Raw genomic sequence first — 24,406 nt, forward strand, 5'->3', positions numbered from 1 at the left:
CGGATGCCAGATTCCGCGACTCGGCAGGGCGCAACGAGATATAACGATAAAAAGGGCAGCGTTATTGATATATCGAATGTGGATTGCGGCGATATACGATCGTTTTGGGTACCGACGGCGGAAACGATCGCTATGTGCCTCGCCTATATTAGCTAATGCCAGAGCGTTATTGCGGCGATCAGCTTCCACCGGGGGTCTGAGAAAGCCGGGTAGCGCTAACAATAGCAGACGTATCCAATACCAATGCGCGGAAGATTGAAATAACGAGGTGATGAGATGCTTCGAGCTATCGCGTCACGGGGGTGCGATTACCAGATCGCGACCCCGCGACTGAGACCCGTAGCCTCGCCGACGTCGGCCTCCAGCACCAGGGTGATGACGCGCTCCTGATCACCGGCGGGGAGCTTTGCGGTCATCGGCGCTTCCGCGCGGCTCGTCTTCGTGGCGACGCGGACGCGATCGACCCACAATTCGGCACGACCGATCACCCCTGCAAGTCGCAGCGTACCGCCCCGCGCGGCAACGTCGCGGCGGGGTACGAAGCGCCCTTGAAGAAGCGCTGTCGCATGCTCGGTCGGCGCTTCCTCCAGCCGCCCCGGCCGGACGTAACTCAACCCGCGCCATTGCGGGACGGGGTAGACCTCGCGCGGGTCCGGGGCCTGCACCGCGAACGGCGTGCGACGGAACTCGGTGAGGTGTTGGACGCTCGGTGTGGCAGGGATGTCGCGCAAGAGGGTGGCGGCGACAAGCGGCACGGTGATCCGTGCCTCCGGCACCCCGGCGACCCGCGCGGTCAGGACCAACTGGCGCGCGGCGGGCGCACTTCGGACCAGCACTTGGGCAAAGCCCGCGAACAGCTTGCGGGCATTGCCCTGCTCGGCATCGTGATCGTTCGGATCGCCATTGCCGAGCCCGATGATCTCCCCACCCTCAATCGTGAACAGCACGCGGTCGGTCGCGATCGGTACGTGGCGACCGTCAGCGTCCAGCAGATCGACGCTGATCGGCTGGACGTCTGCACCGTCGCCCAGCATCATCGGCCGATCCGGCGTCAATCGCAGCGCGACCGCCCGGCCCGTCGTTTCGACCGCCGCACGGACGACCTCGCGACCGGCGACATAACCAATCGCTTCAAGCTTTCCCGCCGCATACGGGACCTGCCACTCGGGCGTGACGAACGGTTTGCACGGTTGCCGGCCGATCGTCCGTCCGTTGAGCAGCAACGCGACCTCATCGGTATTGGCCGGGGTCATCACGCGGATCGATTGCCCCTCGCGTCCAGGCCAACTCCAATGCGGTCCGATCGCCAGCACGGGCTCACGGGTGATCCACTGCGCGCGGCGCAAATGATACGCCATCTTGGCGAACCCGCACATATCCAGGATCCCGAATGAACTCGAGGCGGCAGGCCAGGGCAGGGGCGTCGGCTCGCCGTGATAATCGAACCCGGTCCAGACGAAGGTGCCGGCCATGAACGGCCGCGAGCCGATCATCTTCCAGCTTTCGTGATGCGTAAGCCCCCATTCGGGTGCTTCGCTGTCGTAGGAGGTCAGCACGTTGCGTTGAGCGTCCGACACCCATTCCCCGCGCGTCATCACCGCGCTGGTGTCCTCGGTGCTGATGAGTGGACGGTCCGGATGCAGCGCGTGGTATCGGTCGTACCAGCCATGCTTGTAATTGAAGCCGACCACGTCGACCGCGTCGGCCCCGTTCAGCGGCGTGAACATCCCGTCGTTCATCGCCGCCGTTATCGGTCGCGTATCGTCGAGCGCCTTAACCGCGCCCGCAAGGCGGCGCACCATCTCATAGCCTTGCCGGGTGCCCTGCATTGGTTCCTCGTTCAGGACCGACCACATTATCACGCACGGCCGATTGCGATCGCGCCGCACCATCCAGGTCAGGTGCGCCATATAGTCCGGGCTCGGGTCGAAATGGCGGTTCTCGTCCATCACCATCATGCCGAGCCGGTCGCACGCATCGAGTAGCGCGGCGGCGGGCGCGGCATGAGCGAAACGGACCGCGTTCGCGCCGATGTCCTTCAACCGACGAATGCGCCACTCCAGGAGAGCAGAAGGCACCCCGACGCCAACGCCGGCATGGTCCTGGTGGATGCACACGCCCGTGATCTTGAGCGGTGCGTCGTTGAGGTGAAACCCGGTAGTGGCGTCGAAGGCGATGGTCCGGAAACCGATCTCGCTCCGACGGCTGTCGATCGCCTGGCCATCCCGCAGCAATCGCGTCTGCACCACGTACAGTGTCGGCGTATCGGGCGACCATAGCCGCGGTCGGGCGACCGGAAGCGACATCGATGCAACCGCCGTCCCGAGCGGCGCCACGTTGGCGGGCGCGATTGCCTGTGCGATCGTCCGGCCCTGCGGATCCAGCAGCACCGCCTCGACCGTCACGCCGACCGCCGCCGTCGCAATGTTGCTAAGCGTCACGGCGACCGGGATCTGCCAGCTCGTGGAATCCGCCTGCCGCCGCGGCGTCGCATGGACGCCATCCGTCGCGATATGCACCGGCGCACGTACCGCCAGCCAGCAGTCACGGTATAAGCCTGCGCCTTCGTACCACCACCCCTCCATCACATTCCCGTCGACTCGGATCGCAATGGTATTGGGTTCGTCCCCGAACCGCGCATAAGGCGTGACGTCGATATTTTGCTGCACATAGCCCGACAGGCTGTGCGCGACCGGAATACCGTTGAACCATACGGTGGCGGTGTTCGCCATTCCGCCGAGCTGGAGTTCGAGGTACTGCCCTTGCCACTCGGTCGGCAGGACCAGATAGCGGCGATACCAGCCGACCCCGCGCCGACGATAGCCGAACGCATCATTCTGGTCCGGCTCGATCGGATGCGCAATCGCCCAGTCGTGCGGCAACTGAACCGTGTTCCAGCCGGAATCGTCGAAGTCCACACCGGCGGCGGCTTGCGCATTACCTGCCTTCGTTGCGGCATAGGTTTCGTCATTTCCGCGCACCGGAGGGACTGGCACGTCTCCTTCGTAAAACTTCCAACCACGGTTCAGGGCGTGCAAGCTCGGATCGGCAGGTGCAATCGGGGTCGGCAATCGCCCCAGAGGGATCGGCATGTCCGGGGAAAGCGGTGCTGCTACGGTCGTACCGGCCCGCGCTACTCCCGGCATCGCGAACGATGCCGTCAGCGCGGAAGATGCAACAAACGTGCGACGATCGAGCATCGAATCTCCAGGAACATTTGTAATGCCAAAATAATACATGGAACACGACGTTGCTCAAGTTGGAATCCGGCGAGCTTTTTGACCCATCAATATCGATCAGGTACGATGCCGAGCTCAATCCGTCGTGATCCGTCACGGAATGGATGACATTCCGCCCCACTAAGCCGCGGCGGCGCCGGATCGTTCATCGTCAGCGTGCGCGCCAAGGGGCAGGCGGCGTATGTCCCGTCGTTTGGGCCCAATGATCGTGCATTGTGCTAGCCAGGTCGAGTGCACCATGATGATGTAAGAGGGGGTTACCGTCGCACGGACCGCCGATTGACCACCGTCTAGTCCGTAATCAGCGCTTGGCCGAGAGGCAGCGGCATGTAACACGAAGGGTTCAGGTTTTCGGCGTAGTATGAGAAGGTCGCTGAAGGACACCTCGCAAGGACGATCGATGCGCGTACCCATGCTTTCCCGTCTGTTGATAACCGGTATTGCCGCAAGCTTCCTCCTTCCGGTGCCGGTTGCTGCCAGTTCCCCCGAGTTGATCGGCCTCCAGCGCCAGCTGAACAGCCTGGTCGCAGCGAACTCTGGCGAATATGGCATCGCAGCGCTCGACCTGCGCGATGGCTCGACCGTCGCGATCAACGGCGACATCCCATTTCCAATGGCGAGCACGGTCAAGCTGGCAATAGCGGGGGCCTACCTTGCGGAGGTAGATCAGGGACGCCGTAGTCTTGGCGACATGATTGTGGGCCGCCCCGCGGCGAAAGTCATTGAGCTGATGCTGGTACGCAGCGACAACTACGCAACGGACCAGATCCTGGCCACGCTCGGCGGCCCTGCCGTCGTTCAACAATGGCTATTGTCGCACAGGATCTCTGGAATCCGGGTGGACCGCACGATCGCGCAGTTGCTGCGGGAGCGCGGACATCTCGCCGACAGCAAGGATGTCGCTACGCCGGTTGCGATGGTTGGGCTGTTGTCAAAACTTGATAGCGCGACCGTTCTGACCTCGCAAAGCCGCACGTTCCTGTTCGATCTTATGCGTCGATGCCAGACAGGAACTCGTCGTATCCGCGCACTGCTTCCTGCGGGTACGCAAGTCGAGGACAAGACCGGCACGCTTGATGGCGTCACGAATGACGTTGGGGTCATCACCATGCCCGATGGTCGCCGCGTCGCCGTCGTGGTGTTCGCCCGAGGTGGGCGTGATCGCCAGCCTGTCATCGCTCAGGTAGCGCGGGTGATCTATGACCGCTTTGCCGATGATACTCGTAACGCCCTCGCGTACTTCATGCGGATGCGCTGAATCCACCACCCTTGATTTGGGCGTGCTTACCCGGAGATCAGACCGCTAGGTCGTTAGCGTTTACATACGTCGCGATGTCACCCGCAGTAGTCCACCAGATCCGCGGATCGTTCGCTGTTCGTAGTTCCGTCAGTACCCGGGCTAGGGCAGGGACACGATGCGCTTGTCCCATAATGTAGGGATGGAGTGCGATGCCGAGGACAAGCGGGCGACGGTCGCATTCTGACAGAAGCTGTTCAACGTTGTCGCGGATCATGGACGCGAACGTCTCCGCTTCCTGCTTGCGCGCGATGATCGCGGGAATGTCGTTGATCTCCTGCGAGTAGGGGATTGAAAGCAGCTCGCCATAATCGGTTGTCAGTCTGGTCGGCTGATCGTCATGCGCCCAGTCGAGCACGTAGCGATACCCGTTCCCGGCGAGTAGGTCGGGCGTGTTCTCGCTTTCCGAGATCCAAGGACCCAGCCAACCGGTGGGACGAACGCCGAGTTTCGCCAAGCGCTGGGTAACGTCTTCGATCAAGTGCTTCTCGCGCCGACGGACCATCGTGCCTTGTGCTCTGGCGTTGCTGCCGCCGTGCGCGGCGATCTCGTCACCTCGATCGCGGCACGCCTCGGCAAGTCCGGGGCAGCGCTCCAGCACCTCAGCGTTCACGAGCGCCGTCGTCCGTAGCGCGAGTCTGTCGAACAAATCGAACAGCCGCCACGCTCCGACCCGATTGCCATAGTCGCGCCAGGCGAAGTTCATCACGTCCGGTTCGGTCTGCGATGGCGCAAGTTCCGCCCCCAGACCGCTGCCGAAGTCGAACACCTCGTAGTTGACGCCGATATAGATGGCGAGGCGGCGCCCGTCGGGCCAGGCATAATCCGGACGACCGATGATGGGACGGTAGGCGTAACGGTTGTGGTGCGAAGGGCTCATTGGGCTGCAACGCGCGAACCGGAAAATAGCAGCCTATTTTATAAGACCATCGCTTGGTCTTCGGACAATCCGTCGTCACGAAGCATGCGGCGATCGGCGACGCCGCAACCAGTGAAGAACGCCTGTTGCGAACAGCAGCGCGGGTACGAAACCAAGGAGCAGTGCGATGACGCGCGTCGTCGTCCCTCCAACAGTTCCATCATGCAACGTGCGGATCCAACGCGCTACTGCCGAACCGGTATTAGCGCGGCGAACGTCGTGGATCGCCAGAACCCTGCCTGAGAGCGAGTCAATAAACACATAGCTGCCCGGGAACCGCTCGTGCGGGTCGCCGGGTACCTGAACCCGTACTCGGATTGGCGCCGTGCCGCTGGTGGGGACATCCACGAAGACGATACGGCCTTCCGGCAGCGCGCGGCGCCCGACCGCGAGCGCCTGGACGATCGAGATCCGCTTGCCACGGGTGTCGCTCGATGTAGGGGCAGGGATGGTTGACGGTGCCAATAGGGTTTGCGTGACAGCCGGCAATGCCAGAAGCACGCCCGTTGCAACAAGGATGAATAGCAACGGCATGCTTGCAAGACCCGAAAGCTTGTGAAGATCGCGGAAGCGCCGGATCGGCGCGGCATCGCGCTTGAACGCTAAGGCCTTTTTCCAGCTCCCGCGAGGCCACCATGTCAGCAAACCGCTGACGAGCAGCAGCAGCATCCCCACACCCGACCAACCGACGACTTGCCCCCCGGTCGCACCGGCAAGCAATTGCATGTGAAGTTGGTAGACCCAGCTCATGAGATAGCCGCCCCATGGTTCGGCCCGAAGGATCCGCTTTCCGTCGGTGGAGAACCACACCATCAGCCGAACGCCGTGACCGCCGGGCATCGGATAATAGCGCGCCGGAATAGGACCTGGTTCGCCCGTCAACTCAAACGACCATTTGCCGCCGGCGTCGTTCCAGCGTGCATGCCCGGTTGCCAATGCGCGATCCCATGCCGGGACCGTTCCGCCAGATGCGGGGCTGTTTCGCGTGACCTGAACCGTAGGGTGCAGAGCGGTATCGATATCGCTGTAGAACACCAGTGCCGACCCGGTGAGCCCCAGCACCGCGAACAGTAGCCCGAGGCTCAAGCCCAGCCAGAGATGCACGCGTCGCACGAGAATACGCATGCTGGCGGACGCCCCTTGGCGATACCTAGCCATCCTCACAGGCGCGTCGAGAGTGCGATCTCGAACGATCTTGGAGCACCGATATAGACGTTTGTGGTCGGATAGCCTGAATACTCGCCATAAAAGGCGTCCGTCAGGTTGCGTGCCCGCAGCGTTGCCGTCGCCTGAGGGTGGATCCGGAAAGATAGGCTGGCATCGAGAACGGCATGCCCGGCGACCCGTATAGTGTTGGCAGTATCGGTAAAGAAGCTACTCGCGTGACGCAGAAACCCCCCTACGGTTACCGTGTCGCCAATCGTGTAGAGCGCCGACGCGTTGACCGTCGTCGCGGGAATATTGATTGGGCGATTTCCGCGCCGGCTGACCCGCGTTGTTCCCGCGAGCTCGAAGAGTTCGTCATAGCGTGCGTCAGTGTACGAGACGCCGCCGGACAGACGAAGCGCGGCCACCGGGGAGACCGCCGCGGACAATTCGACACCCTGTGACGACTGGCGACCGCCCTGGACCGAGAGTGTCGGGATGTTGGGGTCGCGTGTCAGGATGTCCGTCTGCTCGATCCGGTAGATAGCGCCGGTAACGCTCGCTCGCCCGGCCCAACCGCTCGCCTTGAAGCCAGCTTCATAAGCCCGGCCCTTGGTAAGCCGGAACCGGCTGTTCGCAATCGAGGCCAGCAATATCGATGACACGGGCGACACCGCGGTCGTGTATTGCCCATAGAGGGTCACATTGGACGTTATGGCCCAGGTGGAGCCGGCGCGCCACGAGATCGGGTCGAAGGTGGGATCGTTCCGATCAATCGCGCCCGTCATGTTCTGGATCGTTGCACGCTTTAGCGCCATGTGATCCCAGCGTACGCCTCCTACCAGCAACCATTTGGGGGTAAGGTTCAAAGCATCCTCCACAAATACCGAGGTTTGCTTGAGCCTCGAATCGAACGTGACGTTGGTGGTGGTGAAGATTGCGGTCGTGATTGGCAGAGGGACAATTCCCGGATTGCGCACATCGATTGCGGGCAGGGCCGTAACGGGTGCCTGTTGCCGCAGGCTGACGAAATCCGTTTCGTTGTGTTCGACGCCGAGGTTGAGGCGGTTGCGTAGCCCGCCAAGGGATCGGTCATTTGCGATACCGCCGCGCACGTTCCAGAACTGGTGATCATGCCGGAAATCCTGGTAGCTCTGGCGGAAACTACCATTGGGGAAAACGGCGGTTGGTGCGACGAACGTCTGGCTGTCCGCCAGCAAAAACGCGCGTTTCGCGGTGTAGCCTGTGAGGTCGAGTGCAACGCTCCAGCCGCCGCCGACCGTCGCATCCAGGCGCGACCGCATGGTCGTTTCGTTGCTCCCGGAATAAGCGCCCTGTGGATTGTAATTTTGGTGTCGCAACGCGCGATCCGCGACCAAGCCGGTGGTCGTAGTAACGGCGTCAGTCGGTCGCAGCGCATATTGGCCGGGAATGAGTGGAAGGCCCTGATAGGTCGCGTCGTAGCGATCCTCGAAATAATCGACCGCGATCAGCAGCGACAAACGGTCGCTTGGTCGCCACAGGGCGCTGGCTGTCAGTCCGGCCGAAAAGGTGTCGTTGTTATCGACGTCGTAGAGGCTGTCCGATCGCTGATAGCTGGCATCCGCCCGAACTGCGATGGTGGAGGAAACCGGGAGGTTGACCCCCGCCGCCGCAAACACCGTATCGAAGCTGCCGATCGATAAGAAGGTGTCGAGATGGCGTTCGCCCAGGACCGGCTTGCGGGTCACCTTATTGATGACGCCGGCGAGGGCGCCCTCGCCGTAGAGCACGGAGGCGGGCCCCTTCAGAACTTCGACCCGGTCGTAGTGCCAGCTATTGCTGTCCCGTTGGACGACGGTCGCTGCAGATAGCCGTACCCCGTCCTGGAGGATCGATACGGTATTGCCGGCGAAGCCGCGCATCGAGACGACTGCCGGATTGCCGGGCACGTTTCCGGCGATCGCCCCGACCACATCGTTGAACGCCTCCCGCGCGGTGCGAAGCCCACGGACCTGGAGATCCTCCTGAGTCAGGACCTCGACACTTGCGGGAGTCTCTCGGATCGTCAGGCCGAGCCGGCTACCGGCTTGGGCCTGTTCATTCAGCTTGAGCTGGTCTCGCTGACCGGTGACGATAATCATTGAATCTGAGCGTTCCCCGGAGGGACCGTTGAGCGTCTGTGCTTCAATCGGCACGGACAGAAGCAGGCAGGGCGCGGCGGCGCCGGCCAGCAAGTACATTCGGATCATGGAGATACCTTTGACCGACCCGGCGTGAGACACACGCCAGGCCGCAGTTCATGGACGCGCCAGACAAGGCAGCGCGGACTGAAGGGTCAGCGGTAAGCCGGAGGCCCGCGTAAGGGCGGCCGCAAGAACGCCGGACGTGCGACGGCCGGCAGGACGGTTGCCGCTAGAACGATGGCGACAATGAAGGCGATCAATGCGGCGAGTTGGATTGGATCGATCGAACCCAGAACCGCTGAGGAGAACCCGGCGAAGGCACAGGGCATTTCAGTCTTGCCGTGATCTCTCGACGTATCGTGGTCCCCTGCGTCGGCATGCATTCCCGGCATGTCCATCGGCATCGCAGCAGGCATGATACCGGAGCACAGGGTCATGACGACGCGGCCGTGATCTACGGTAATCATGTATCCGGTCGGAACGAGCAGCTTGAGAAGCAGTGTCGCCGCGCAGATCAGCATGGCAAGGCGGCGTTGCGCGAAAAGATGCCGGACGATGTGCACGGCAACCGACTACCGCCGCAGCGGCGAAGTGTCACTTGGCCATTCCGCCGCACGCCCTTTTTCCGGAAATATCTCTCGATCGGGGGCGGTGGGATCGGAAAGCCGTGCGCCGCACGAGTGGTACTCCGAACCTCGACCTATGGCGTCTCGCGTGCAAAGGCTAACGATCGCGGTTCCACGAGGTTAATATGGTCCTGATGGTCCTGCTGCTATTGCCGTTCGCTGCTGCCGTGATGCTGGCGCTGAATGCCCGCGCATCGCGTGGTGCGCACATCTCGATCGCAGCCAGCGCTAGTGCGGCGGGGCTTTTGGTTCTGTTGGGATTGGCGCCGGGCGTATTGGCTGGCACGCCTATGACCGTGCGGATCGGATGGATACCCGCGCTTGGGCTCGACTTCAGCCTGTGGCTCGATCCACTGGCGTTGCTATTCGTCGGACTGATCCTGGGGATCGGGCTGCTGGTGGTGGTCTATGCGCAGGGCTATCTCAAACGCAACGAGGCGACGGGACGATTCCTGTCGTTCCTGATGCTGTTTCAGGGAGCAATGGTCGGCATCGCCCTGTCCAACAACGTCCTGCTCCTGCTGATCTTTTGGGAGCTTACAAGCCTGTCGTCGTTCCTCCTGATCGGGTTCTGGCGCGATCGGGCGGACGCGCGGCAGGGCGCGCGCATGGCGCTCGCCGTCACCGGCGGCGGCGGGCTCGCGTTGATTGGTGGGATGCTGTTGCTTGGGCAGGCGGCAGGATCGTACGACCTGACGACGATCCTTGGCCGTAGCGGTCTGATCCAGGCCTCGCCGCTTTATCCCGCGATCCTTGTCCTCATTCTGCTGGGCGCGTTCACCAAATCGGCGCAATTCCCATTTCACTTCTGGCTTCCGCACGCGATGGCAGCTCCGACCCCGGTCAGCGCCTATTTGCATTCCGCGACGATGGTCAAGGCGGGCGTGTTCCTGCTCGCGCGGTTATGGCCGGTCCTGGCGGGCACGCAGATGTGGTTTTTTCTGGTTGCCGGCACGGGCTTGTTGACGATGCTGTTCGGGGCGGCAGTTGCGTTGTTTCGCAACGATCTGAAGGCGATCCTGGCCTATTCTACGATTAGCCAGCTTGGATTGATGGTGATGTTGCTCGGTTTCGGGACGGCTGCTGCCGCGGCCTCTGCGATGTTTCACATGATGAACCACGCTGCCTTCAAGGCAGCGCTGTTCATGAACGCCGGCATCGTCGATCACGAAACCGGAACGCGCGACATCCGCAAGCTCGGCGGTCTGGCGGCGATGATGCCGTTCACGGCGGCGCTAGGTTCGCTAGCCGTGGCGGCGATGGCGGGGTTGCCGCCGTTCGGCGGGTTTATCTCCAAAGAGATGATGCTCGAGCAGAGTGCGCATACTGTCGTAGCCGGACAAGGGCTGCTGGTGCCGATCCTTGCGACGGTCGCCGCGACGCTATCGGTCGCCTATTCGCTGCGCTATGCGACCGACCAGTTCTTTGGCCGACGTCGTTCGAGCGATGGCCCGGTGCCGCACGACCCTGGGATGGCCATGCTGGCGCCAACGGCTGTGCTGGTTTTGATCGCGATCGCGCTGGGGGTGATGCCGATGACCATCGCGGGTTCGCTCGTCGCTGCCGTTGCGTGCGCGGTTACTGGCGGGGCCGCGCCGGACGTGGATTTGGCGCTGTGGCACGGGATCAACCCCGCTTTGACGATGAGCGTCGGTGCGGTGGCGATCGGCGTGCTTCTGCTGTGGCGGCGCGCGCCGATCGCAGCCTGGCTGGCGAAGCGCCCGGCGCTCGATGGGAAAGCGCTGTTCGATGCGGCGATGGACGCCATCGTTGGCGTTACTCGCCGGGTGATCCTCGTTGTTCACGTCGCGTCGCTGCAACGCTATCTCTTCATCCTGTTCGCTGTGGCGACCGCTTTGGCGGTGGATGCGGCGCTAACTCCGGGCGGGCTCCCCGCCGGGGGGCGCCCAACGCTCCCGGCCGGGCCGGCTGCGATCGTCGCTTGGGTGGCGCTGATCGTTGCGACCGTCGCTGTCGTTGTTCGACAACGCGAGCGCTTCCTTGCGTTGGTCTTCATCAGCGTTATCGGTCTCGTCGTTGCGCTGGCCTTTATCCACCTCTCCGCGCCTGACCTTGCGCTAACGCAGATCGCCGTGGAGGTCGTCACCATCGTGTTGATGTTGCTTGCGCTACATTTGTTGCCGAAGACACCGCCGAGCCTGTCCGGCACTTTGCGTATGGGGCGAGACGCGGCGCTCGCGATCATTGCCGGGGGCGGTACTGGATGGGCTGCCTGGACAATGATGACGCGCGAAACGCGCGATACGGTCTCCGCCTACCACTGGGCGAACAGTTATGCGGGCGGCGGCGGGACCAATGTAGTGAACGTAACGCTCGTTGATTTCCGGGCGTTCGATACGTTGGGAGAGATCACCGTGCTGGGGATCGCGGGGCTCGCCATCTATGCGTTGCTCGAACCCGCTGCGCGCGGTGTTGCAGGGCAGCGCTTGCGGGCCTGGCGCAAGGATACGCCGCATTCGCCCGAGCGACATCCGATGATGTTCGTGATGGCGGCACGGCTGCTGATGCCGCTTGCCCTGCTGGTCGGGTTCTACATCTTCCTGCGCGGGCATAATCAACCTGGCGGCGGATTCATCGCTGCGCTGGTGTTTGCGATTGCAATCCTGCTCCAGTATCTCGCATCGGGGTTCGATTGGACCGACGAGCGACGTCGAATCGGCGAGCATCCGCTGATCGCTTTCGGCGTGCTGATCGCCACCGCGACCGGGCTTGGCTCGCTGCTGTTCGACGCGCCGTTCCTGTCGAGCAGTTTCGGGTATTTCCATCTTCCGCTGATCGGTGAAATCGAGCTGGCAACCGCCACCCTCTTCGATACCGGAGTCGCATGCGTTGTTGTCGGTGCTGTGATGATGGCGCTTGCACAGCTCAGCCATGTCGCCCAGCGCGCTGCGCGATACGCCGAGGCCAAACCCGAAGACACCGTGAACGATGCGGAGGCGTTGCAATGAGCCTCGAGTTCCTGATCGCGAGCGCAATTGCCGTGCTGACCGCGGGGGGCATCTACTTGTCGCTGCGCGGCCGCACGTTTCAGGTCGTTCTGGGGCTGACCTTGTTGTCCTATGCCGTAAACCTGTTCCTGTTTGCGATCGGTCGACTGGTCGTCGATCGGCCGCCGCTGTTCGCGAAGGGCGTGACCGACCATGCCGACCCCCTGCCGCAAGCCTTGGTGCTGACCGCGATCGTCATCACCTTCGGCATGACCGCGCTAGTCGTGATCCTGTCCCTGCGCAGTTACCTCGAAAGCGGATCAGACCAAGTCGATGGTCGTACCGATATTCCGCGGGACGAGACGCCATTATGATGCCGATCGACCAACTGGTCATCGCGCCGATCGTTATACCCGCAATCGTCGCGCCGTTGACGCTGCTGGCGATGCGCCGGCGGCGTCGTGTCGGGATGGCGCTCTCGCTGGCAGGATGCGGTGCGATGCTGGTCGCAGCGCTCGCGCTGTTCGGCATTGCGCAGGACGATGCGATCCGCGCCTATCCGCTTGGGGGCTGGCCTGCTCCGTTCGGCATCGTGCTGGTGCTCGATCGATTGTCCGCAATGATGCTAGTTGTGGCGGCGGTGCTTGCGCTGGTGGTGATGCTTCATGCTGTTGTGACCACGGTGGACCGCAAGGGCTGGCATTTCCATCCCATGTTCCACTTCCAGCTGCTCGGTCTGAACGGCGCGTTCCTGACGGGCGACCTGTTCAATCTGTTCGTGTTTTTCGAGGTGTTGCTGATCGCGTCCTATGGGCTGATGCTCCATGGGCAGGGCGCCGCCCGATTGAAGGCGGGGGTCACGTACGTCATCGTCAATATCGTCGGATCGGCACTGTTCCTAATCGCACTGGGCCTGCTGTATGGGCTGACCGGTACGCTCAACATGGCGGATCTCGCCCGGCGGATCTCGCTTCTCGGCGCCGAGGACCAGGGGTTGATCCGTCTGGCGGGGCTCCTGCTGCTGACAGTATTCGCGCTTAAGGCCGCGGTCGTGCCGCTACATTTGTGGTTGCCGCGTACGTATGCGGCGACCACCCCGGTGATCGCGGCACTGTTCGCGATCATGACGAAGGTTGGCGTCTATGCGATGATTCGCACGGTACCCCTCCTCTTCGGTGATAGCGCCGGCGCGGCGGCGTGGGTGCCCGCACCCTGGCTGCTGCCGGCGGCAGCGGTGACAGCGATCGTCGGCTTTGCGGGCGTCCCCGCGGCGAGGGCGATGAGAGAGCAGGCGGCGTTCGCGATCCTTGGCTCGACGGGCACGGTATTGCTGGCCGTATCGTGCTGGACGCAGGAGACAACGGCGGCCGCCTTATTCTATCTCGTCCACGCCACATATGCGGGGGCCGCTCTGTTTCTCGTCGCCGACGCGACGTCGCGACGACGTGGTCAATATGGCGACGCAATTGTTCCAAGTCCGCGCTTCGCGGGGCAGCAGGCGTTGGGCTTGCTCTTCCTCGCGGCAACGATTGCTGCGACTGGGTTGCCGCCATTGTCTGGTTTCGTGGCAAAGCTATTTATTCTTCAGACGACCTTTCCCACCAAAGCGTGGGTGGCGATTTGGGCGACCGTGCTTTGTACGACGCTGGTTGGCGTCGTTGGGTTTGCGCGCTGCGGCAGTGCGCTCTTCTGGAAGGCGCCAGCGGGTGACGCCGATCCGATCGCCTCCGTCGAGCGATCCGGCATTGAATTCGCCGCGCCCTCCGCTTTGATAGCGCTTCTCGTGCTTCTAATGTTGGGGGCTGGCTGGGCAACCACACAGACTCAGGCCGCCGCAGCGCAAATCTACGCACCGCAACGGTACATTCTTGCCGTTCTGGGGGGGGAGCCATCGTGATCCGACACATCGTTCCGCATCCGGCATTGTCGGTAATGCTCCTCGGCGTTTGGTTGTTGATGGCCAACAGCATCACCGTAGGAGGCGTTTTACTGGGTGGAGCATTCGGCCTCATTCTGCCCAAGTTTACCGAGCCGTTCTGGCCTGACCGCCCACGCGTCCGCTTCGGCGGCGCCCTGCTCCAATATTGCCTTGTGGTCCTGTTCGATATCGTCGTGGCGAATTTCGAAGTTGCCTGGCTGATCCTGTTCCGCCGTAACCGTGATCTGCGGTCGCGTTGGCTGGTGATCCCGATTACACTTTCGACACCCGAAGCAATCACCGTGCTCGCCGCGACGATCAGCCTGACGCCTGGGACCGTGTCGTCGGATATCTCGGCTGATAGGAAATCGTTGCTGGTTCATGCGCTGGATGTCGCGGACGCTGCTGCTGAGATCGCGCGGATCAAAACCCGCTACGAAGCGCGGCTACACAGGATTTTCGCATGATCACCTTAACACTTCAGATTGCGCTGGGATGTGTGGCGCTTGCATTGCTCTTCAACGGGTGGCGATTGCTCAAAGGTCCAGCGCTCGGCGACCGGATCGTTGCGCTCGACACGATGGTCATCAATGCTATCGCGCTGATCATCTTGATCGGAATGATCGGCGAGAGCGACGCCTATTTCGAGGCGGCGTTGCTGCTTGCGATGGTCGGTTTTGTCAGCACAATCGCTTACTGCAAATTCATCCTGCGCGGGGACATCGTGGAATGACCATGGTGGTGGAAATTATGGTCTGCGCGTTGGTTCTGCTGGGCGCGGCATTCGTGCTGATCGGGAGCTGGGCCCTCGTCCGCCTGCCATCGACGATGGAGCGGTTACACGGTCCAACCAAAGCGACGACGCTGGGACTCGGATCGCTGCTGGTGGCGTCGGTTTTCTATTTCCAAGGACGGCTCGGTGTTTGGACCGCGCATGAGCTGCTAATTGCGCTGTTCCTGTTCATTACTGCACCGATTTCGGCCAACATGATCGCCAAAGTACACCTTCACCGTGTCCGGATTGGTGCATTCGAGGAACCCGACACCAAAGCAGGGGCACCGCCGCGTCCGCCGGGGGAGGGCGATTGGGCAACGTTCGAGGCGCCAACGCGCAATACCCAGGCGTCGACCGCCAATACCTGAAGTCCCTCTACATCAACAGTCTCAAGCTCTTTGTTAATCCGGCTCACACAGTAAGGAAACACGAGCGCGCATTTGCCGGACATGCAGGGCGGCGGCAAATACCTGATCGAGGCTGAGTTGTCGCAATTCGATCAAGGAGGCGCTCAAGTTGTCCCCGATCGCTCCTTACTACCTCACGGGCTGGTCGTGTCGCACTGTCGATGCGAGCATCGCAACAAAGCCGCATACGCTTTCGAACGACATCGATGCGATCGACATTGTCAGGGCTGGCTGAATCCGCGAAAGTCCCACGGAATCCCGCCGTCGCAATATCGCGCTACCGGGTAGAACCATCTAGGATATTCCGTGACAGCGACCGTTATCACTCCGAGCGGCCCGGGCGCCATGGAAGCCGGCCTGGTCCTTGACGAAGACGGCCAGCGCTTCGTCGTCCTGACGTTCAAGGAACCCAAGGGCGAACCTACACTGGTCACGTTCACGGTTCCAATCTTCCAGAATTATGTTGAGCATCTCGTTCGAACGGCAAAGGCGGCTGACGAAGAAGCCAATTGGGGAATCCCCGGCTGATACGGAGAGTAGCCAATCCTTATTTTAAGGTCGCCGTCGCACGTCTTTAGCCAGTACCAGCGGCACTTCGGACGACATCAAGTTGCAGTGGGCGGGGCTATTACGCCCCACCCACTGCATCGATCCGAAGCCGTTGCCAGTTCCTTTAGCGATTGGCTGCTGCCTCCAGCACGGCACGGCGCTTCGGTGTTTCCGTCAGCGGCTGACCGGCATATTCTCGGATACCCCAGGCGCCATATTTGCTGATCGAGCCCGTTGCCGAATACAGGGTCAACGTATCGCCAATCTTCGCCTTCCAGTCGTTGAGATACCGCTTGTAGATTTCATACATCAGGGGGCTCCGCTGCATACGAGCGGCTACATCCTCGGTTGCGGGTAGCGGAACGATATGCTGGCCGCCTTCGTACGAAATATAGCGCTTACCCCATTTGGTCGCGTTGGCCTTATCCGAAACTGCGCGGCCGATCGTCTCGACTCGCATTGCTTCAAGTGTGGTGAACAAGCGCGGCAGATCCGTGACACCAACATCGACCGAGCGGAGAAGATCATGCCCGAAATAGGGGGCCGCCGCGATCGCATCGACCCACTGCTTGGTGTCGCGGAAGTTCATGATCTGGTCGATTCCGTAGCCGTTACCGTTTTGAATATTCAAAACGCGCACGAGCCGTGCTGGATTGTCCTGAAAAGCGGACGTCAACAATTTATGGAACCAGACCGACTTCTCGGCGTACCTTAAAAGGTTGTTAGTATAACGATCTGGCGAGAGCCTCCGCGCAAGACCCTCATTCAGAACTTGGGTCCCAATCGGGAAAGCGTAGTTCCACGTTTCGTTAGAAAGCTCGAAATACGCCTTGTGCCCAGGTGCTAGACGATCGTGGACCAGTTTGCCCATAGCGCGGACATAAGTTTCATCGGCGTTCCATGGCACCGTGAACCACGGGTCTGCGCCGACCGCATTTGCTAGATCGACCATATGCTCGACCGCCACCCCGTCGGTGCCATCCTGCACCAGTCGCTGGGGTGTGGAACGGCTCGACCATGTTACACTGCTTGGATTGCTGTTGGCGGACGTCCAGTCGAGGAAACGCAATACACTGTACGGTTTGAGATCGTCGACGATCCGCTGATCGAAGACACCGTTCACCACCAAGCCCGGTTCTCGGCAATCAAGATTTGCCAGAGGATCCGACGGGTTGACCGACGTGACGTGGAGCCGCGCCGTTGGCAGTGCCGTCCCGGTCCGTCCGGGCCAAGTAAACGTAACTGCATGGTTCGCTCCGGCCATTTGTGCATCGCCGTCGACGCGCAGGGCGCCACTCCCACTCCAGGTACAGGTAATTTGCGTCGCCTTGCCGCTCCAGACTGTCTGCGGAACGTTCAGGAACAGCACTGCATCGATCAGAGACGTGCCGCCTGCTGAAAGTTTCGTCTTCGGAACATCGGACCACGCCGCCGACGGGTTGCGCCACGCGCCCGAGGCGAACGCGAGGTTGGCGAATGTTCGTTCTGGCCCGTAATACGTGCTGCCCGCAACGTTGATGCCCAGTGCGAACGATTGTGGGGATGACGAGGACGGCGTCGGCGTAGGAGTCGGAGCTGGTGTTGGGGCTGGCGTAGGCGTGGGCGAAGGCTTTCCCTTCACGACGATGATAGGTTTTTGCGATCCGTTATCGCTGGCTGAGCCGCCGACCCCGGCAGCAAAGGCGCCCCCGATGATTGTTGCGCCAAGAAGCGTGCCGATGACGGCTTTTTTCCGGAAGGATGCCGACGATGCGTCAGGTATTGCGGATTCTGCGACCTTGGGATTGGACACGGATTTTCACTTTCTCTGCCGCGCAAGGCGGGTTTCGGCACACTGGGGCAACACTAGCGATACGATCGGAAGAATCCGATCGAACGACATTGGTCTTAGCGCATGAATAGAATGGGATATCACCCGAGTTGAACAACTCTGGCTGACCCGACTTCTACTGGCATCATGAAAGATGGGCAAAGCGTATTGACAACGCTTTGGCATAGTTGCGCCACGTTTCACCGCCATTCGCCGCCGGAACAACGCCATCGGGCGATCATTCGCGCTCGAATGCTGCAGAACTGTCGGCACGCCCGGTAGGTGGCGCGCCAAGTCCAACCCTAAACCGCGTCCTCCAGCGAGAAACGATCGTCGTCCTCGTCATAGGCGAAGACTTCTGCGTACCGGCCCCAGTGGGTGACCGTGCGTAGCGTCTCGTCCGCATAGTCGGGGGACATGTGGTCCTCGAGTTCGTCCCGGAAGCGGCGCGCAGGGGCGTTGTGGCCGGTGCGCTCGTCGAGGATGCGGCGGATGTGCTGTGCGAGCGGGACGTGCGCGAGCAACGCGCGTGCGAACATCGCCTTGCGGTCGTCCACATCCGCTTCGACATACCGCCGTGCCGCCGGGGTGAGCAGGATGTCGGCGCCCTGGAGTTCGGCGAACCGCAAGAGTTGAAGTGTCTCCGCGATCGGGAACAGTTCGTCGATCTCGAGCTGGAGCTGGTCCGCCAAGTCCGCCATCGCCGCGCGTCCGTCGAACGGCGGGGCATCGACCTCTTCCATCAACCCCGCGAGCGCGTTGGTCGACACGCGCGGCAAGACCATCTGGATCCCGCTGCCGGGGAACACACCGTCCTGCACGGGCTCGACCGCGACCCGCGCCGTCATGCGCGCGTAGATGTCGTCGACCAGCGCGCGGAAGGCCGGATCGAGCCGGTCGCGTGGCTGCGGCAGATCGACGACGATCTCGGCAGCGACGCGGCCGGGATTGGACGAGAAGACGAGGATGCGGTCGCACATCAGCACCGCTTCCTCGATGTTGTGCGTCACGATCAGGATCGACTTGATCGGCATCCGCCCTTCCGACCACAGATCGAGCAGGTCGCTACGCAACGTCTCCGCGGTCAGCACGTCGAGTGCCGAAAAGGGTTCGTCCATCAGCAGCAGCGACGGGTTGACGACGAGCGCGCGTGCCAGCCCGACACGCTGGCGCATTCCGCCGGAAAGCTCCTTGGGATAGGCGTTCTCGAAACCGTCGAGCCCGATCAGGTCGATCGCGGCAATCGCCCGGGTGCGCCGTTCTTCAGCCGGCACGCGCTGCGCCTCGAGCCCGAGTTCGACGTTCTGCAACACCGTCAGCCACGGGAACAGCGCGAAGGTCTGGAAAACCATGCTGACGCTCGGCGCCTCGCCCGTCTCGTCGGGGACGAAGGCGATCGTCCCTTCGTCCGGCGCGATCAACCCCGCGATCGAGCGGAGCAGCGTCGATTTGCCTGAGCCCGACCTACCGAGCAACCCGACGACCTCGTTCTCGACCAGCGTCAGCGCGACATCGTCCAGCACCAGCAACGCTCCGCTGGTGCCCCCCTTGCCATAGCGATGCGTCAGATGCTCGATCGCGACGAGTGGGCGCGCGGCGGGAAGCGAGGCGAGGGTGGCCATAAGGGGCTCCGTTACTCTTCAAAACTTAGGCAAGGCGCAGGCGGCGGTCGGCATAAGCATAGAGCGGGCGCCACAGTAGGCGGTTGAACCCGATCACGAACACAGACATCACTGCGATGCCCAGCGTGACCCGCGGGAAATCTCCCGCCGTGGTCGCCTTGGCAATATAAGTACCGAGTCCGTGTGCTTCCAGTCGTTCGCTGCCCCAAGAGACCGCCTCTGCGACGATACTCGCGTTCCACGACCCGCCAGAAGCCGTCAGCGCACCGGTGACGTAATAGGGAAAGATCCCTGGGATGCCGAGCTGGCGCCACCATTGCCAGCCGCGCACGCCGAACATACCCGCAGCCTCGCGCAGATCGTTGGGGATCGCGCTCGCCCCCGCGATGACGTTGAACAGGATGTACCATTGCGTCCCCAGCACCATCAGCGGCGACAGCCAGACGTCGACATCGAGGTGCCAGTGAACGATCGCGATTACCGCGAACGGGAACAGGACGTTGGCGGGAAAGGCTGCCAGGAATTGCGCAATCGGCTGGAGTCGTTCGGCCCAGCGTGGCCGCAACCCGATCCAGACGCCGATCGGTACCCAGACCAGGCTTGCGAGCGCGATCAGGACGAGCACGCGGAGCATCGTGATCAGACCGAGCCCGAATGCGCTCACCGCATCTCCCCACGCCAGATGCCGCGCGACATACCCGATCACGACCCACAAGGCCGCGCCCAGCACGACCGCGACGAGTGCCAGCCATAGTTTCTGCCCGATCGGATCGCGCGTGCGCCGACGCTGGGGGCGTTGCGCGCGGGCCGGAGCCCGATCGAGCGTCATCAAAAGCGCGCCGAGCAGCCGCAGCGGCGCGAACAGCACGGGTAGCAGTCGCGCCTTGCGGAACACGTCATAGGCCCAGCTCGTCGGGGCATCCTGCGACGCTGTCTGTTCGAAACGGAAGCGGTCCGCCCAAGCGACGACCGGACGGAAGACGAGCTGATCGTACAGCAGGATCACGATCGCCATCGCACCCACCGCCCAGCCGACCGCGCCGAAGTCCTGCCGGTCGATCGCGAGGGCGAGCCAGGATCCGATGCCGGGCAGCATGATTCGCGTCTTGCCGACGCTGATCGCTTCGGACGCGACGACGAAGAACCAGCCGCCGGACATCGACATCATCGCGTTCCACACCAGCGCCGGGGTGGCGAACGGCAATTCGAGCCGGAGGAACCGCCGCCACGGCGATAGCCCAAACCCCTGCGAGACTTCCGCAAGATCCGCCGGGACCGAGCGCAGCGACTGGTAGAAGCTGAACGCCATGTTCCAGGCCTGGCTGGTAAAGATCGCGAAAATCGCGGCGAGCTCGACGCCGAGTTGCTGTCCCGGGAACAGCCCCATGAAGAAGGTGACGGTAAAGGTCAGGAACCCGAGGATCGGCACCGATTGGAGGATGTCGAGCGCGGGTACGATGATCATTTCAGCGCGCTTGCTCTTGGCGGCGAGCGTCGCGACGACGAAGGTGAACAGCAACGAGGCGCCAAGCGCGGCGAACATCCTGAGCGTCGTCCGCAAGGCGTAGGCGGGAAGGTGCCACGGATCGAGCGAGACCGGGTCGATCCGCAGGTCCGCCAGCGGTTCGGCAACACCCGCCGCACCCTTAGCAACCAGCACTGCGAGCGCCGCCAGCAGGAGGAATGCGACCGCATCCGCCCATCCCGGCGTCGTGATGCGCCAGTGGCGTGCGAAAGGGCGCATGCCGCGGACGATCCGCGCCGGCGCGATCGAAGGTAGTTCACGCATGGTCTCACCTCATCGGACGCCATCGACGGCGCCCGCGCGAGACTGATCGGATCAGGCCCGGCCGAGCGCCCCCGATGGCGCGTACATTCGACTACTGTCGCTGGGCATTTGCTGATTCGAGTCCTTGATTCCCGGCATTCCGGCCGGTTCGTGGCGCTTGCGACGAGCGCGCGCGGTTGTCAAACATTCGCGGATGTGGGGGCGAGAAGGGGGCGTCACAGGCGACACTTTTTCTGCACGCGGCCCTTCGACTTCGCTGAGGGCGAACGGCTTGGCTGTCGCCTCCGTCCCCCCAATCCGTTCGGGCTGCGCGAAGTCGAAGCCTACCTATCACTGCGTGGAACGCTCGATCTGCAGGCGGCCCCTAGGCTTCGCTCAGCGCGAACTGCTGCAGGCCCGTTCGAAAACAGCCTTAGAAGCTCACCTTCCCACGGAAGCCGATCGTCCTAGGTCGCGCGAGGGTCACGCGGCTGCCCGCCTGATAGACCTGGTAATAGGTCGCCCGCGCGATGTCGGTCACCCGGACTCCGTTGGCGAGGTTGTTGCCGTAGATTCCGAATTCGAACTGGCCGCTGTTGTAGGTCACCGCGGCGCTCAGATTGTGCGTTTCGGGGATCACTGCGAAGCTCTGGTTCAAACCGTTACGGGTCAGCGCACCATTTGCGATCACGGTGCTGAACTGGTTGAAGTTGGTCGTCTGCGACGATTGATATTGATACCCCGTCTGAACATGCAGCGCCCCGTCGCCGACCGGGCGATCGTAGAACAGCTGCAGATTGCCGGTCCAGCGCGGGTAATAAGGCGTGCGATCTCCATCGAACGCGCCGACCGTCGGGATGTCGCCGTTTGCCGTCGAATCATTGTACGATCCGCTCGCCGACAGCGTGATCTCGGGCGTTGCCTTGATCATCGTCTCGAGCTCGACGCCCTTGCTGGTGATGCGACCTTTGTTGTCGGTGAAGAAATAGGAGCAATCGAGCCGCAGCCGGGTCTGCACGTCACGCCAGTCGATATAATAGGCGCTTGCGTTGAGCGTCACGCGACCGTCCGCGAACTTCGCCTTCTCGCCGATCGTGTAGTTCCACAATTTGTCCGGCCCGAACGTGAGCGGTGCGGCGTCATAGCCATAGCCCGCAAGCTGCCGCGTGCATTGCTGTGCGATCGAGCCGCCGCTTGCGGGGTAGCTCGGCGACAGCGGGACGGGCTGGTTGCCGCCGCCATAGCGGAAGCCCTTGGCCGCCTCGGCATAGATCATGAAATCCGGGTCGAAATGGTAGGACACGTTCGCCCGCGGGTTGACCCCGTTCGACTTGAGCGTTGCGTTGGTCGTCAGCGGCTTGCTGTCGATCACGCCGTAGGTGCCGCCCGAGAACAGGAAATAGCGTTCCTTGAAATTGAAGTAGCGCAGCCCTGCGGTCAGATCGAGCTTGTCGGTCGCGTGCCATGTGCCGTCCGCATACAGCGCGAACTGATGCTCGTTGGTGTTCTGAAGCCCGGAGTATATGTCATTGGGCTGGAACGCGGAATCCACGAGCTGCGAGTCATATAGGCCATCCGGCGTGTTGAACGGGCCGTAGTAGAAGTTCTGGTACGACAGCCGGTCGAACCCGGCGACCGGGATGTCCTGCCGCAGGGTGCGCTTCTGCTTTTCGTAGAACGCTCCCACGGTCCAGGCCACCGGGCCGCCCGGCTTCGAGACGAGGCGACCCTCCAGCATGGTGTCCTTGATCTTCTGGTCGATCTGATAAAGCTCGGCCGGGATTTTGAGCGCGGTCGCCTGATCATAGGACGCCGGGGCCGCGTACAGCGGATAGGAATCGGTACGGAACGGCGCCGTGCCCTCGAAGAAATAGCCGATCTGCGGTTCCAGGCTTGCGTCGAACCCGATCGCGCGGTCGGTATAGGCGCCCGTCACGATCAGATGCGCGAAGCCCGCATCGTAATCCGCGCCCAGCGTATAGAGCCGGAAGCGGTCGTCGGTGCCTTCGGGGCCGTTCGTCAGCAGCGTATAGGGCGCGAGCCCGTCGAACGCGGCGTTGAGGCCGTTGGCGATGCTGCGTTCATACGTGACGGAGGCGTCGACGGTCAGTGTGGCGTCCGGCGTCCAGCGTAGCGCGGCACGGCCCTGATAGGTGCTGTTGCGGTTCGCGTCCTGCTTGTTGCGCAAGCCGATGTTGTCGATGAACCCGCCGTCGCGCCCGACATAGAAGTTCGTGCGCAGCGCGAGCGTGTCCGTCACGATCGGCACGTTGAGCATGCCGCGGACGTTGAAGCCGGGCTCGCCGTGCTCGGTGGTGACGACGCCTGCCTCGGCGGTGCCGAACGCCTGTGTCAGGTTGGGCTTGGCCGAGACGAAGCGGATCGTTCCCGCCATCGATCCTGCGCCGAACAGGGTGCCCTGCGGTCCGCGCAGGATTTCGACGCGTTCCAGATCATAGACTTTCAGGTCGGGCGTCTGGCCCTGCACCGAGATCGGCGTATCGTCGAGATAGACCGCGACGAGCGAGCGGTCCGACGTGTCCGAAGTCCGATACGGGCCTGTCGCAAGGCCACGCATGTTGAACTTGTTGAACCCTGGTGCCCCTTCGGTGATCGACAGTGAGGGCGTGAACTTGGCGAGGTCGGACAGATTGCCCTGGCCCGCCTTGGTCACCTGATCGACGTTCACGACCGACACCGCGATCGGCACGGTCTGCAGCGATTGCGCGCCCGAACGATTTGCGGTGACGACGATGTCGGTCAGCTCGGATGCAGGCTCGGCAGCGGCGGGCGGCGCGGATTGCGCATGGGCGGCAAGCGGCGCGCATACTCCGACGATTGCCGCCGAAGCAGCCCAACGCGCGGCGAGACGGCGAAAGCGCAGTAGTGATGTCATCTTGACCCCCAAAGTATCGTGCCGACTGCCAGCCCCGTCACGATCCGCCGCGTTTTCGCGGCGCGGATCGCGGCATGGGTAGCCCGTCGTGGTCATCGTGCCCCTGCACCGATAGCCTATCCAGTAATGCGATCCCCATATGCATTTTTGGCATGAGATCGAGAGGATTTTTTCACCATTGGCAGCGTTCGCCAAGCGCACGAACGGTTTGGCCGTTACTCGGTCATCTGACGTAGGACTCATTCGGGGGCTGATCTCAGGGTCCATTCCGAGCCGCAGACAAATTTCGTTACAATCCGTCGACATGCGGCGTCCGATGGC

At 62.4% G+C, this 24,406-nt stretch carries 17 protein-coding genes; 8 read left to right on the plus strand and 9 right to left on the minus strand.

The genetic code is table 11. From position 1 onward, the window contains the following. Positions 1-308: 308 nt before the first annotated feature. Positions 309-3,239 carry a beta-galactosidase GalA gene (gene galA, locus QBJ92_RS07665; RefSeq protein WP_347342786.1) on the minus strand — a complete coding sequence of 977 codons (2,931 nt, stop codon included), beginning with the start codon at positions 3,237-3,239 and terminating at the stop codon, positions 309-311. Positions 3,240-3,639: 400 nt separating this feature from the next. On the opposite strand from galA, the gene QBJ92_RS07670 reads away from it, so the two are divergent. After that, positions 3,640-4,497, plus strand: a complete 858-nt coding sequence (locus QBJ92_RS07670) for a serine hydrolase (protein WP_277969104.1) — start codon at positions 3,640-3,642, stop codon at positions 4,495-4,497. A gap of 37 nt (positions 4,498-4,534) precedes the next feature. On the opposite strand, the gene QBJ92_RS07675 is transcribed toward QBJ92_RS07670, so the two are convergent. From QBJ92_RS07675 to QBJ92_RS07690, 4 genes are all read right to left on the minus strand, one after another. Beyond that, positions 4,535-5,416, minus strand: coding sequence for a polysaccharide deacetylase family protein (locus QBJ92_RS07675; RefSeq protein WP_277969105.1), 882 nt, complete (start codon positions 5,414-5,416; stop codon positions 4,535-4,537). Positions 5,417-5,491: 75 nt separating this feature from the next. Next, a complete protein-coding gene (locus QBJ92_RS07680) occupies positions 5,492-6,580 on the minus strand; it encodes a PepSY-associated TM helix domain-containing protein (RefSeq protein WP_277969106.1) in 1,089 nt (362 codons plus the stop codon). A 35-nt stretch (positions 6,581-6,615) separates the two neighbouring features. After that, entirely contained in the window at positions 6,616-8,823 is a 2,208-nt protein-coding gene (locus QBJ92_RS07685) for a TonB-dependent receptor (RefSeq protein WP_277969107.1), read from the minus strand. Between the two features lie 95 nt (positions 8,824-8,918). Next, the gene (locus QBJ92_RS07690) at positions 8,919-9,329 is read right to left on the minus strand and encodes a DUF2946 family protein (RefSeq protein ID WP_277969108.1); all 411 of its coding nucleotides are present in this window, start codon (positions 9,327-9,329) and stop codon (positions 8,919-8,921) included. Between the two features lie 188 nt (positions 9,330-9,517). Here QBJ92_RS07690 and QBJ92_RS07695 point away from each other — a divergent pair, with 188 nt between their 5' ends. From QBJ92_RS07695 to QBJ92_RS07725, 7 genes are all read left to right on the plus strand, one after another. Further along, the gene (locus QBJ92_RS07695) at positions 9,518-12,361 is read left to right on the plus strand and encodes a monovalent cation/H+ antiporter subunit A (protein ID WP_277969109.1); all 2,844 of its coding nucleotides are present in this window, start codon (positions 9,518-9,520) and stop codon (positions 12,359-12,361) included. After that, on the plus strand, positions 12,358-12,714 hold the full coding sequence (locus QBJ92_RS07700; protein WP_277969110.1) for a Na+/H+ antiporter subunit C: 357 nt from the start codon (positions 12,358-12,360) through the stop codon (positions 12,712-12,714). The genes QBJ92_RS07695 and QBJ92_RS07700 overlap by 4 nt, the downstream gene beginning before the upstream one ends. Continuing rightward, a complete protein-coding gene (locus QBJ92_RS07705) occupies positions 12,711-14,237 on the plus strand; it encodes a monovalent cation/H+ antiporter subunit D (protein WP_277969111.1) in 1,527 nt (508 codons plus the stop codon). Before QBJ92_RS07700 ends, QBJ92_RS07705 begins: the two co-directional genes overlap by 4 nt. Before the next feature lie 35 nt (positions 14,238-14,272). Next, positions 14,273-14,725 (plus strand): Na+/H+ antiporter subunit E, encoded by a 453-nt coding sequence (locus QBJ92_RS07710; RefSeq protein WP_277969142.1) that lies wholly within the window; start codon positions 14,273-14,275, stop codon positions 14,723-14,725. Beyond that, a complete protein-coding gene (locus QBJ92_RS07715; protein WP_277969112.1) occupies positions 14,722-14,991 on the plus strand; it encodes a K+/H+ antiporter subunit F in 270 nt (89 codons plus the stop codon). Before QBJ92_RS07710 ends, QBJ92_RS07715 begins: the two co-directional genes overlap by 4 nt. Continuing rightward, a complete protein-coding gene (locus QBJ92_RS07720; protein ID WP_277969113.1) occupies positions 14,988-15,401 on the plus strand; it encodes a Na+/H+ antiporter subunit G in 414 nt (137 codons plus the stop codon). Before QBJ92_RS07715 ends, QBJ92_RS07720 begins: the two co-directional genes overlap by 4 nt. 345 nt (positions 15,402-15,746) lie before the next feature. Continuing rightward, positions 15,747-15,968, plus strand: coding sequence for a hypothetical protein (locus QBJ92_RS07725; RefSeq protein ID WP_277969114.1), 222 nt, complete (start codon positions 15,747-15,749; stop codon positions 15,966-15,968). A 145-nt stretch (positions 15,969-16,113) separates the two neighbouring features. Here the strand turns inward: QBJ92_RS07725 and QBJ92_RS07730 are convergent, their stop codons facing one another. The 4 genes from QBJ92_RS07730 to QBJ92_RS07745 form a co-directional block, all read right to left on the minus strand. Further along, on the minus strand, positions 16,114-17,781 hold the full coding sequence (locus QBJ92_RS07730) for a hypothetical protein (RefSeq protein ID WP_277969115.1): 1,668 nt from the start codon (positions 17,779-17,781) through the stop codon (positions 16,114-16,116). 320 nt (positions 17,782-18,101) lie between these two features. Next, positions 18,102-19,421, minus strand: coding sequence for an ABC transporter ATP-binding protein (locus QBJ92_RS07735; protein ID WP_277969116.1), 1,320 nt, complete (start codon positions 19,419-19,421; stop codon positions 18,102-18,104). 25 nt (positions 19,422-19,446) lie between these two features. Then, positions 19,447-21,165: an ABC transporter permease gene (locus QBJ92_RS07740; protein WP_431358379.1), complete on the minus strand. Its 1,719-nt coding sequence runs from the start codon at positions 21,163-21,165 to the stop codon at positions 19,447-19,449. Positions 21,166-21,622: 457 nt separating this feature from the next. Continuing rightward, positions 21,623-24,085, minus strand: coding sequence for a TonB-dependent receptor (locus tag QBJ92_RS07745; RefSeq protein ID WP_277969118.1), 2,463 nt, complete (start codon positions 24,083-24,085; stop codon positions 21,623-21,625). Positions 24,086-24,406: the final 321 nt, after the last annotated feature.

The organism is Sphingomonas echinoides, from assembly GCF_029623395.1.
Lineage (GTDB): Bacteria > Pseudomonadota > Alphaproteobacteria > Sphingomonadales > Sphingomonadaceae > Sphingomonas > Sphingomonas echinoides_A.

Excerpts from the sequence above, each read along its gene's own strand:
- QBJ92_RS07710 (WP_277969142.1), top strand. The coding sequence starts at position 14,273 with ATGCTCCTCGGCGTTTGGTTGTTGATGGCCAACAGCATCACCGTAGGA.
- QBJ92_RS07675 (WP_277969105.1), bottom strand. The coding sequence starts at position 5,416 with ATGAGCCCTTCGCACCACAACCGTTACGCCTACCGTCCCATCATCGGT.
- QBJ92_RS07735 (WP_277969116.1), bottom strand. The coding sequence starts at position 19,421 with ATGGCCACCCTCGCCTCGCTTCCCGCCGCGCGCCCACTCGTCGCGATC.
- QBJ92_RS07695 (WP_277969109.1), top strand. The coding sequence starts at position 9,518 with ATGGTCCTGATGGTCCTGCTGCTATTGCCGTTCGCTGCTGCCGTGATG.
- QBJ92_RS07720 (WP_277969113.1), top strand. The coding sequence starts at position 14,988 with ATGACCATGGTGGTGGAAATTATGGTCTGCGCGTTGGTTCTGCTGGGC.
- QBJ92_RS07670 (WP_277969104.1), top strand. The coding sequence starts at position 3,640 with ATGCGCGTACCCATGCTTTCCCGTCTGTTGATAACCGGTATTGCCGCA.
- QBJ92_RS07715 (WP_277969112.1), top strand. The coding sequence starts at position 14,722 with ATGATCACCTTAACACTTCAGATTGCGCTGGGATGTGTGGCGCTTGCA.
- galA (WP_347342786.1), bottom strand. The coding sequence starts at position 3,239 with ATGTATTATTTTGGCATTACAAATGTTCCTGGAGATTCGATGCTCGAT.
- QBJ92_RS07740 (WP_431358379.1), bottom strand. The coding sequence starts at position 21,165 with ATGCGCCCTTTCGCACGCCACTGGCGCATCACGACGCCGGGATGGGCG.
- QBJ92_RS07705 (WP_277969111.1), top strand. The coding sequence starts at position 12,711 with ATGATGCCGATCGACCAACTGGTCATCGCGCCGATCGTTATACCCGCA.
- QBJ92_RS07700 (WP_277969110.1), top strand. The coding sequence starts at position 12,358 with ATGAGCCTCGAGTTCCTGATCGCGAGCGCAATTGCCGTGCTGACCGCG.
- QBJ92_RS07680 (WP_277969106.1), bottom strand. The coding sequence starts at position 6,580 with ATGCGTATTCTCGTGCGACGCGTGCATCTCTGGCTGGGCTTGAGCCTC.
- QBJ92_RS07745 (WP_277969118.1), bottom strand. The coding sequence starts at position 24,085 with ATGACATCACTACTGCGCTTTCGCCGTCTCGCCGCGCGTTGGGCTGCT.
- QBJ92_RS07685 (WP_277969107.1), bottom strand. The coding sequence starts at position 8,823 with ATGTACTTGCTGGCCGGCGCCGCCGCGCCCTGCCTGCTTCTGTCCGTG.